6 protein-coding genes, 1 tRNA gene and 1 pseudogene are annotated in these 9,422 nt (G+C 64.4%); 2 read left to right on the forward strand and 6 right to left on the reverse strand.

Annotated elements, in window-relative coordinates:
• The first annotated feature begins 777 nt into the window (after positions 1–777).
• A complete protein-coding gene (locus QM615_RS22195; RefSeq protein ID WP_188078685.1) occupies positions 778–936 on the forward strand; it encodes a hypothetical protein in 159 nt (52 codons plus the stop codon).
• Between the two features lie 81 nt (positions 937–1,017).
• Here QM615_RS22195 and QM615_RS22200 read toward each other — a convergent pair.
• The 6 genes and pseudogenes from QM615_RS22200 to QM615_RS22220 all read right to left on the reverse strand — a co-directional run bounded on the left by QM615_RS22200 (position 1,018) and on the right by QM615_RS22220 (position 6,521).
• Positions 1,018–1,090, reverse strand: a tRNA-Thr gene (locus QM615_RS22200).
• 85 nt (positions 1,091–1,175) lie between these two features.
• Positions 1,176–2,312 carry a DNA polymerase III subunit delta' gene (locus tag QM615_RS22205; protein ID WP_410482245.1) on the reverse strand — a complete coding sequence of 379 codons (1,137 nt, stop codon included), beginning with the start codon at positions 2,310–2,312 and terminating at the stop codon, positions 1,176–1,178.
• Positions 2,309–2,347 (reverse strand): annotated as a pseudogene (locus QM615_RS22500) (hypothetical protein). Before QM615_RS22500 ends, QM615_RS22205 begins: the two are co-directional and overlap by 4 nt.
• A 116-nt stretch (positions 2,348–2,463) precedes the next feature.
• Positions 2,464–5,472, reverse strand: a complete 3,009-nt coding sequence (gene topA, locus QM615_RS22210) for a type I DNA topoisomerase (protein ID WP_149406383.1) — start codon at positions 5,470–5,472, stop codon at positions 2,464–2,466.
• Positions 5,473–5,581: 109 nt separating this feature from the next.
• On the reverse strand, positions 5,582–6,169 hold the full coding sequence (locus tag QM615_RS22215; protein ID WP_149406382.1) for a hypothetical protein: 588 nt from the start codon (positions 6,167–6,169) through the stop codon (positions 5,582–5,584).
• 148 nt (positions 6,170–6,317) lie between these two features.
• Positions 6,318–6,521 carry a cold-shock protein gene (locus QM615_RS22220; protein ID WP_005248460.1) on the reverse strand — a complete coding sequence of 68 codons (204 nt, stop codon included), beginning with the start codon at positions 6,519–6,521 and terminating at the stop codon, positions 6,318–6,320.
• Between the two features lie 391 nt (positions 6,522–6,912).
• Here QM615_RS22220 and QM615_RS22225 point away from each other — a divergent pair, with 391 nt between their 5' ends.
• Positions 6,913–9,282, forward strand: coding sequence for a DEAD/DEAH box helicase (locus tag QM615_RS22225; RefSeq protein WP_188078684.1), 2,370 nt, complete (start codon positions 6,913–6,915; stop codon positions 9,280–9,282).
• Positions 9,283–9,422 lie beyond the last annotated feature (140 nt).

Consider the following 9,422-nt stretch of genomic DNA (forward strand, 5'->3'; position numbering starts at 1 on the left):
CCGAACGGAAACTAACCGACGCCAAGGTCGGATCCACCGTTAATCTGACACTCCCCGCCTAGTAGCTGGTCTCGCCAGTAACGCTGGGTTGGGTAGAAGCGACGCGGCCTCATCCGCCCTGGCGGACGCCGACGCAGCGTCGACTACTGCTGAGTAGGTTGATCCCGTAAGCGCGATTTCCTTAGGCAGGGGGCTGGGGGCGAACGCGAAGTAATCGTATTCCTCACGAAACCTCGGGTCGTAGCCCGTGATTGGCACCAGTTCCCCCACCGGGCTGTTTCGAATCTTGTCTAAGTCCATCTTGCCCGTCTCCCAACCTTGAAAACCATGCTCGTAATTTCAAGGTTAGCTTCCCAGCCTTGATATTGAGGTATGCAATTTCAAGGTTCGAGAGTCGCGGAAGGTGGCTGAGCTCAAGAACCAGACTCGGCGACGGCTCGATACTGTCGTCAGGTGAGAGTGCTACACCAGCTCGAGTCGGTGCATCTGGTTGCCGCCGATCACCGGAAGTCGACGTTCTCGGTCGGTGAGGCCTCCGCGGTATACGTGTTCGTAGACAACCCAGGTGTCATAGCGTCTGTCATTGCGTCGGCCGGCCCGAAGACCGTCATTTTCAGCCGATGCCCTGAGAAGGCAGCGGGACCGCAGTATCCCGTCGGCCGAAGGTCTGGTGTTCCCGTCTCGACTCGGTGCATCTCGGTGGCCGGACAACGTGCGAACCTCGTGGCGGCAGGTTCGAGGCGACGACTACAGCTGGGTGAAGCCCACAGCTTCCGCATGACTGTGGGGACGATGATCGAGCGTGAACTCGGACTGAGCGCGGCGTCCGCGCAGCTTGGACATTCGGGCAGCGCGGTCACCGAGAAGCACTACATCGAGCGCGCAGCGATGGCACCAGACGCCAGCGGAGTAATCGACAAGCTGACTCCTCGCTGAAACCGTGCCGTAAACGTGCCCTGGGCACGAAAAAGGGCAGGTCAGAGGCCGTAGAAACTGCCTCCGACCTGCCCTGATACGAGCCGCCTAAGAGAATCGAACTCTTGACCTTTTCATTACGAGTGAAATGCTCTACCGACTGAGCTAAGGCGGCGTGCCTTTCGGCGTTGGTGAGTCTAACGGAGCATCACGTCGAAACGAAAATCGCCCTCCCTCGAGCCGCGAGGCGGGCTCGGCCCCTAGCGCAGCACGTCGCCCAGCGTCCCGACCAACGCGTAGATGGCGAACTTCGGTTTTGCATTGACTGCCAACGACTCTCGGCATTCGAGGATCGCCTCGATGCTCTTCAGCAGCGCCTCGGGAGGGACGGCTTTTGCCATTCGCTCGACCTGCTCGGCCATGTCGGGATGGGTCGCCGTGGCGGTCGATCCGTACGAGCGAGCGAGCGCATCTCGATACAGGCCCACCAGATCCATCAACGCGCGATCGAGTGAATCACGACCGGTTCTGGTGGCCCTCGACTTCTGCCGCTTCTCGAGGTCCTTGAGCACCCCGGCCGAGCCACGCAGCGCGCCCGCCGCACCCTTGCCGGTACCTCCGGCTCCGAGAGCCGTCCGCAACTCCTCGGTCTCGGCCTCGTCGCGGGAGGCGCTCATCTCCTTGGCCTCGTCCTCGGCGGCCTTCACCAGCTCCTCGGCCGCGAGGTACGCCTGATTGGGCCGGGCTGCAGCCGACGCCAGCGCCAGTGCACGTTTACGACGCGCTCGGGCGTCCTCGTCGGTGGCGAGACGACGCGCTCTGCCCACGTGACCGCCGCTGATCGACGCGGCCCACTCGGCCGTCTCGGCGTCGAGCTTGTCGCGGGTCTGCAGCACCTGCGCGATCGCCGGCACCGTGGGCGTCACCAACGAGACGTGCCGGCACCGCGAGCGCAGAGTCACCGAGATGTCCTGCGGATCGACCGACGGCGCACACAGAAGGAACACCGTCTTGGCCGGCGGCTCCTCGACGACCTTGAGCAACACGTTTCCGGCACCCTCGGTGAGCCGGTCGGCGTCCTCGACCACCACCACCTGCCACAACCCGGTGCTGGGTCGACGCGAGGCGATGGAGACGATGTCTCGCATCTCCTTGGTGCTGATGCTCAACCCCTCGGGCACGACGCGTCGCACATCGCCGTGAGTGCCGGCCATGGTGGTCGAGCAGGCCTGGCAGTGCCCACACCCGGGAGTGCCCTCGGTGGTGCACTGCAATGCCGCAGCGAAGCACAGGGCCGCGATGGAACGGCCGGATCCCGGCGGGCCGGTGAACAGCCACGAATGCGTCATCGCCGACGAGTCGACGCCGGTGCGAGCGGCCACCGCAGCGGCCGTCAGATCGGCCTCGACATCTTCCTGACCGACCAATCGATCGAACACACCCGCCATGCACGCAACCCTAGTGGTTGGGGCCGACAACCCGAACCCGCGAACTCGAAGTTACGGCGGCTTTGAACCGTTTTCACATCCATAACTTCGAGCTCGGCGGTTACTCGGTGTCGGTCTTCTTCGCCGGTGCCTTCTTGGCCGGGGTCTTCTTCGCGGCAGTGGTCTTGGAGGCAGTGGTCTTGGTGGCCGTCTTCTTGGCAGCAGCTTTCTTTGCCGGAGCCTTCTTCGCTGCGGCCTTCTTGGCCGGAGCCTTCTTGGCGGCAGCCTTCTTCGCCGGTGCCTTCTTCTTCACCGGACCACGAGCGCGCCTGTCCGCCAACAACTCCGACGCACGATCGTCGGTGATCGACTCGACCTCGTCGTCCTTGCGCAGGCTGGCGTTGGTCTCGCCGTCGGTGACGTACGGCCCGAAGCGACCGTCCTTGATCACCATCGGCTTCTCACTGATCGGGTCGACGCCCAGCTCGCGCAGCGGCGGCTTGGCTTCGCCCTGACGACCCCGACGCTTGGGCTCGGCGTAGATCTTCAACGCCTCTTCCAAGGTGACGGTGAACATCTGATCCTCGTCGGCGAGCGAGCGAGAGTCGGTGCCCTTCTTCAGGTACGGGCCGTATCGACCGTTCTGTGCAAGGATCTCTTCCTTCGACTCCGGATCGACTCCGACGACGCGAGGCAGCGAGAGCAGCTTGAGCGCATCCTCGAGCGTGATGGTCGCCAGGTCCATGGACTTGAGCAGAGAACCGGTGCGCGGCTTGGGGCCGGTCGCCTTCTTCGCAGCAGCCTTCTTGGCCGGAGCTTTCTTGGCCGCCGCCTTCTTCACCGCGGTCTTGACGCCGCCGCCACCGTCACCGTCGTTGCCGGACGGCACCGGGACGATATCGGGCTCGGGGGGCGTGGGTTCGGGTTCCGGCTCGGGCAGGATTTCGGTGACGTAGGGCCCGAAACGGCCTTCCTTCGCGACGATGTCGTGACCGGTCAGCGGATCGACACCGAGCTTGCGCCCCTCTTGCGGTGTGGCGAACAGCTTTTCGGCGAAGTCGATCGTCAACTCGTCCGGCGGAAGATCGTCGGGCAGGTTGGCGCGCTGGCTGATCGGATCGCCGTCGGGATCGTCGTCGCTGACGACCATGCGCTCGAGGTACGGACCGTAACGGCCCACGCGCACATGGATTTCACGACCCTCGGAGTCGTCGAACAGACGGATGGAGTTGATGGTGCGGGCGTCGATCTCTTCGAGATTCTGGCCGACCATCTTCTTCAGGCCACCGGAGCGAGCCACCGACCCCTCGGCACCGGTGTCGCCGCCGAAGTAGAAGCTCTGCAGCCAATTGCCGCGTCGCTCACGGCCTCCCGCGATGGCGTCGAGGTCGTCCTCCATGCCTGCGGTGAAGTCGAAGTCCACCAGACGCCCGAAGTGCGCCTCCAGCAACGCAACCACCGAGAACGCCACCCACGACGGCACCAGTGCACTGCCGCGCTTGTAGACGTAACCGCGGTCGAGAATGGTCTTGATGATCGACGAATACGTCGACGGCCGACCGATGCCCAGTTCCTCGAGCGTCTTGATGAGCGACGCCTCGGTGAAACGCGCGGGCGGGTTGGTGGTGTGACCGTCGGGGTCGAGCTGGGTGGCGGTGACGGCCTGGCCCTGAACCAGTGCGGGCAAACGTGATTCGGCATCGTCGGACTGTCCGCCGGCCTGATCGTCGACGCTCTCCACGTAGGCCTTGAGGAAGCCGGCGAACGTGATGGTGCGCCCCGAAGCGGAGAAGGTGCACTCCTCGCCGGTTCCGGCCGTTCCGGTGATGCGCAGTGTCAGCGTGGTGCCGCGCACGTCGGCCATCTGCGACGCGACCGTGCGCTGCCAGATCAGCTCGTAGAGGCGGAATTCGTCGGTCTGCAGGGCCGAGTGCAACTGACCGGGCGTCTGGAAGACATCACCGGACGGGCGGATGGCCTCGTGGGCCTCCTGCGCGTTCTTGACCTTGCGGGTGTACTGACGCGGCGACGGATGGACGTACTCCGGTCCGTAGAGCTCGGTCGCCTGGGTACGTGCCGCCGAGATCGCCGACGCTGACAGCGTCGTCGAGTCGGTACGCATGTAGGTGATGTAGCCGTTCTCGTACAGCCGCTGCGCGACGCGCATGGTGCGCTCGGAGCTGAAGCGCAACTTGCGGGCGGCTTCCTGCTGCAGCGTCGACGTCATGAACGGCGGGTACGGCTTGCGGGTGTACGGCTTGTCCTCGGCGGACGCGACCGTCAGGTCGACGCCTTCGAGAGCCTCGGCGAGGCGTCGGGCACGCGGTTCGTCGAGAACGGTCACCGAATCGGACTTGAGCTTGCCGTCGGCCCCGAAGTCACGACCTGCGGCGACGCGATTGCCGTCGACATTGACCAGGCGGGCTCCGAAACTGCGCGGGGTGGCGTCGGCTCCGGCGTCGAGCGTGGCGGAGATGTCCCAGTACTCGGCACTGCGGAACGCCATCCGCTCGCGCTCGCGCTGGACGACGATCCGGGTGGCGACGGACTGCACTCGGCCGGCCGAGAGCTTCGGCATGACCTTCTTCCACAGCACCGGGCTGACCTCGTAGCCGTAGAGACGGTCCAGGATACGACGGGTCTCCTGGGCGTCGACGAGGTCTTGATCGAGGTCACGGGTATCGGCGGCGGCAGCGAGAATGGCCGGCTTGGTGATCTCGTGGAACACCATGCGTCGAACCGGGATCTTGGGGTTCAGGGTCTCGAGGAGATGCCAGGCGATGGCCTCACCCTCGCGGTCGGGGTCAGTGGCGAGATAGAGCTCGTCGGCGTCCTTGAGCAGGCTCTTGAGCTCTGCGACCTTGCCCTTCTTCTCGGGCGAGACGACGTACAGGGCCTCGAAGTCGTGGTCGACGTCCACGCCGAGACGTGCCCAGGGCTCACCCTTGTACTTGGCGGGAACGTCCGCGGCACCGCGGGGAAGGTCGCGAATATGGCCGACGGAGGCCTCGACGACGTAGTTGCTCCCGAGGTACGGGGCGATCTTCTTTGCCTTGGTCGGAGACTCGACGATGACCAGACGACGTGGCTCGGCGGAGCTGTCCCCCGTGCCGTTGTTACGTGCTGCCACCTTGCTGCCGAACCTTCCCTAGTGCGTTTTCACAGGCAGATTTGCCTGTCCCACTACTAACAGACTGACATACGTCGGCCAAATACTCGCAGATCAGTCACAGATCGGCCTACTCGGCGTGGGGCCAATTGGTACGTGCGTCCACGTACTGTGGAGCCTCGCCGACGTTCTCGGTGAGCCGCAGCAGCCGGCGTCGACCGGTGATTCGGAGGCCAGGATTGGACCCACGCGTGCCGATGAGCGTCGGCGCGATGCCCGCGCGCATCAGCGACTGGGCGAGGACGGCGTGAGTTTCCGGCGCGTGCGGATCCAGACCGAGCACGTACCGCTCCCCCTCCGCCTCGGGACGACCCGACGCGAGCACCCAGGCGCGCAGTTCGCGAGAACCCGGTACCCAACCGGGCGGGACGGCCTTGACAGCGCCCTTGGTCCACAGAGACGCCAAAGCGGACAGTTCGGGCACCGACGCGGTACGCACCAGAGGCCTGTCCTCTTCCGATCGACCGAGCTCCGGCGTCAGACCGCATTGTTCGATGAGTTCGGCGATGGCATCCGCGCGCCACTGAGCGTCGACCACGACGGAAATTCGGGCCGCACCCGCCGAGGTGACGACATGGCCGGTGGCAGCCAGCAGCCCACTGAGATCGGTCACCGCGGGCGGCAACGACTCGGCGGAGAAGAAGGACAGCTGGTTCACAGCATGGACATTAGGACATCGACGCCCGCGCTCACGGCTTTCGGCGCTCCCCGGTGGTTCGTGGAAAACGAAACATCCCCCTTTTCGATCGGCCTTGTAGGACCGATGAAAAGGGGGATGACGGTTCTCGACTCCAAAGAGAAGAGAATCAGACTGCGCGAACGCCCGTGGCCTGAGGACCCTTGGTGCCCTGGCCGACCTCGAACTCGACGCGCTGGTTCTCCTCGAGGGTGCGGAAGCCGCTGCCCTGGATCTCGGAGTAATGAACGAAGACGTCAGCGGAGCCGTCTTCTGGTGCGATGAATCCAAAGCCCTTTTCGGCGTTGAACCACTTCACAGTTCCCTGTGCCATGCTTTTCCTTCTCTTTCTAACACCGGATTCGATGGAGCGCACTTTCGGTCCATCGGGCCGGTTCCGACCGCTGCACTTTCTACGAATCCCCCTCAGGATTCCCCCTGACGGACGAGCTCTTCCAGTACCGCGCCCGCAACATTAGATCCTGCGAGCGTAGAACGAACACAGAAGCTGCGACCGCGTCAAGTGAACCATGAACTCCGCGTTCGCAACAGTCGAAAGTCGACCGTTTTCGAACATTTTGTCCGTGTTGTAGAAACGGACAACATCCGACAAGCGAATTGCTGCTTCCACCAGGGCGCGAAGGAGCTGAGCAGGTTCCCGCTAGCATGGGGATGTCGCGAACAGCCCGACGGCGCTTGTAGATCGAACGAATGCATGGAGGCCCGTGAGCGAGAAGAATCCGCTGGGCGGTGCGGATGCCGGGAGCTACGGGCAGCGGTTGCTGGATCGAGTATTGGCGGGATCGCCTTCGAGCGAGAGCCCGTTGACCCACGTCGCCGAACTGCCGGCACGCGCCTCCCAGTTCTCCTCCTGGCCGTCGTGGGTGGGCCCGGAAGTGGTGCAGGTGATCACCTCTCGTGGGATCTCACAACCCTGGACGCATCAGGCACGTGCGGCAACACTCGCTGCCGAGGGCCGTCATGTGGTGCTCTCGACCAGCACCGCGTCGGGTAAGTCGCTGGCGTATCAACTCCCCATCCTCACGACGCTGTCCGCTGATGCCCGCGCGACCGCGCTGTATCTGGCCCCCACCAAGGCCCTCGGTGCCGATCAGCTGCGCACCACGATCTCGATCACCGACGAGTTGCGTTCGGTATCAGACGAACTCGCCGAGGTGTTTCCCAGCGCGTACGACGGCGATACGCCGATCGAGATTCGTCAGTGGGCCCGTGCGAACGCGCGATGGATCTTCACCAATCCCGACATGCTGCACCTCGGCATCCTGGGCTCGCACGAGCGGTGGTCGCGTTTCCTCCGCAATCTCCGCTACGTGGTGGTGGACGAATGCCATTACTACCGTGGTGTTTTCGGATCCAATGTCGCGCTCGTGCTCCGCAGGCTACGACGCCTGTGCGCACGGTACGGAGCATCGCCGGTGTTCGTTCTCGCCAGTGCGACGACCTCCGAGCCGGGGCGGGCCGCGAGTCGTCTCATCGGAGCGCCGTGCGCGGAAGTCACCGAGGACGGATCCCCGCACGGAGCCCGCACCGTCGCACTGTGGGAACCACCGCTACTCAAAGAGATCACCGGCGAAAACGGCGCTCCGGTAAGGAAATCCGCAGGTGCGGAAGCGTCGCGCATCATGGCCGACCTATTGGTGGAGGGCGCGCGAACTCTGGCATTCGTGCGGTCCAGGCGCGGAGCCGAGGTGACCGCGCTGGGGACCCAGAGAATTCTCGCCGACGTCGATCCGCAATTGATACGACGCGTCGCCGCCTATCGCGCAGGATATTTGGCCGAAGATCGGCGCAAACTCGAATCCGATCTGTCCGACGGCACGTTGCTCGGCGTAGCCACCACCAATGCGCTCGAATTGGGCGTCGACATCGCCGGTTTGGACGCGGTGATCGTCGCCGGCTTTCCCGGCACCGTCGCGTCGTTCTGGCAGCAGGGCGGCCGGGCCGGACGACGCGGGGAGGGCTCGCTGCTGGTGCTCGTTGCGCGCGACGATCCACTCGACACATATCTGGTGCATCACCCGGCGGCTCTGTTGGACAAGCCCGTCGAGGCCACCGTCACCGACCCCACCAATCCGTACATCCTGGCTCCGCAGTTGCTTTGCGCTGCAGTCGAACTGCCGATCACCCTCGTCGAGGCCGAGGAGCTGAGCGCGGAATCGGTGCTCGAGGAACTCGAACTGAAAGGCTATGTGCGCAAGCGACCCCACGGGTGGTTCATCACTCCCGAGGGGCAGCAGTTGTCGCCGCACGGTGCGGTGAACATTCGCGGCGGCACCGGGGTGCAGGTGGCCATCGTCGACGGCGAGTCCGGTCGCATGCTGGGCACCGTCGACGGCGGCAGAGCGCCCGCCACCGCCCACCCGGGCGCCGTCCACATTCACCAGGGTGAGTCGTTCGTGGTCGACGAACTCGATCTCGATGCCGGTCTCGCGCTGGTGCACGCCGAGCAACCCGAGTGGAACACCTCCGCGCGCGAGATCACCGACATCTCAATCACCGCGGTACACGAATCCGTCGACTACGGCGAGGTACGCGTCGCGCTGGTACAGGTGAACGTCACCCATCAGGTCGTCGGATATCTGAGACGCCTCCTCTCGGGCGAGGTACTCGATTCCATCGAACTCGACATGCCCGCACAGACACTCGACACCAGGGCCGTCATGTACACCATCACCCCGGAGTTGCTCGAGCACAGCGGAGTTCCGTACGTACGATTCCCCGGATCGCTGCACGCCGCAGAACACGCCGCCATCGGGCTGCTGCCCCTGGTGGCGACGTGCGATCGCTGGGACATCGGCGGAGTGTCGACGGCTCTGCACCCCGACACCGGCCTGCCTACCGTCTTTGTCTACGACGGATACGACGGCGGAGCAGGCTTCGCCGACCGCGGTCACGTGGCCATCGCCGATTGGCTCACGGCCACGAAAGACGCCATCGTCTCGTGCGAATGCCAAACAGGCTGCCCCTCCTGTGTGCAATCACCCAAATGCGGAAACGGCAACGATCCACTGGACAAAGACGGTGCTGTTCGAGTGTTGACCGCTGTTTTGGCGGCCATCACTCGGGAGGGGTGAGCGGCCGCCCCAGTTCGGCGGCAAACGCGCGCGCATTCGCTGAACGCGTGCAAAATCGTCTGCTGAACGGGGCTATATCGCGCGCTCCCTCTTTGCCAAGCTTCTGGTGAGTCATTCGAGAAGCTATGGAGGGTTATCGC

The sequence above is a fragment of the Rhodococcus sp. IEGM 1341 genome (assembly GCF_030056895.1).
GTDB lineage: Bacteria > Actinomycetota > Actinomycetes > Mycobacteriales > Mycobacteriaceae > Rhodococcoides.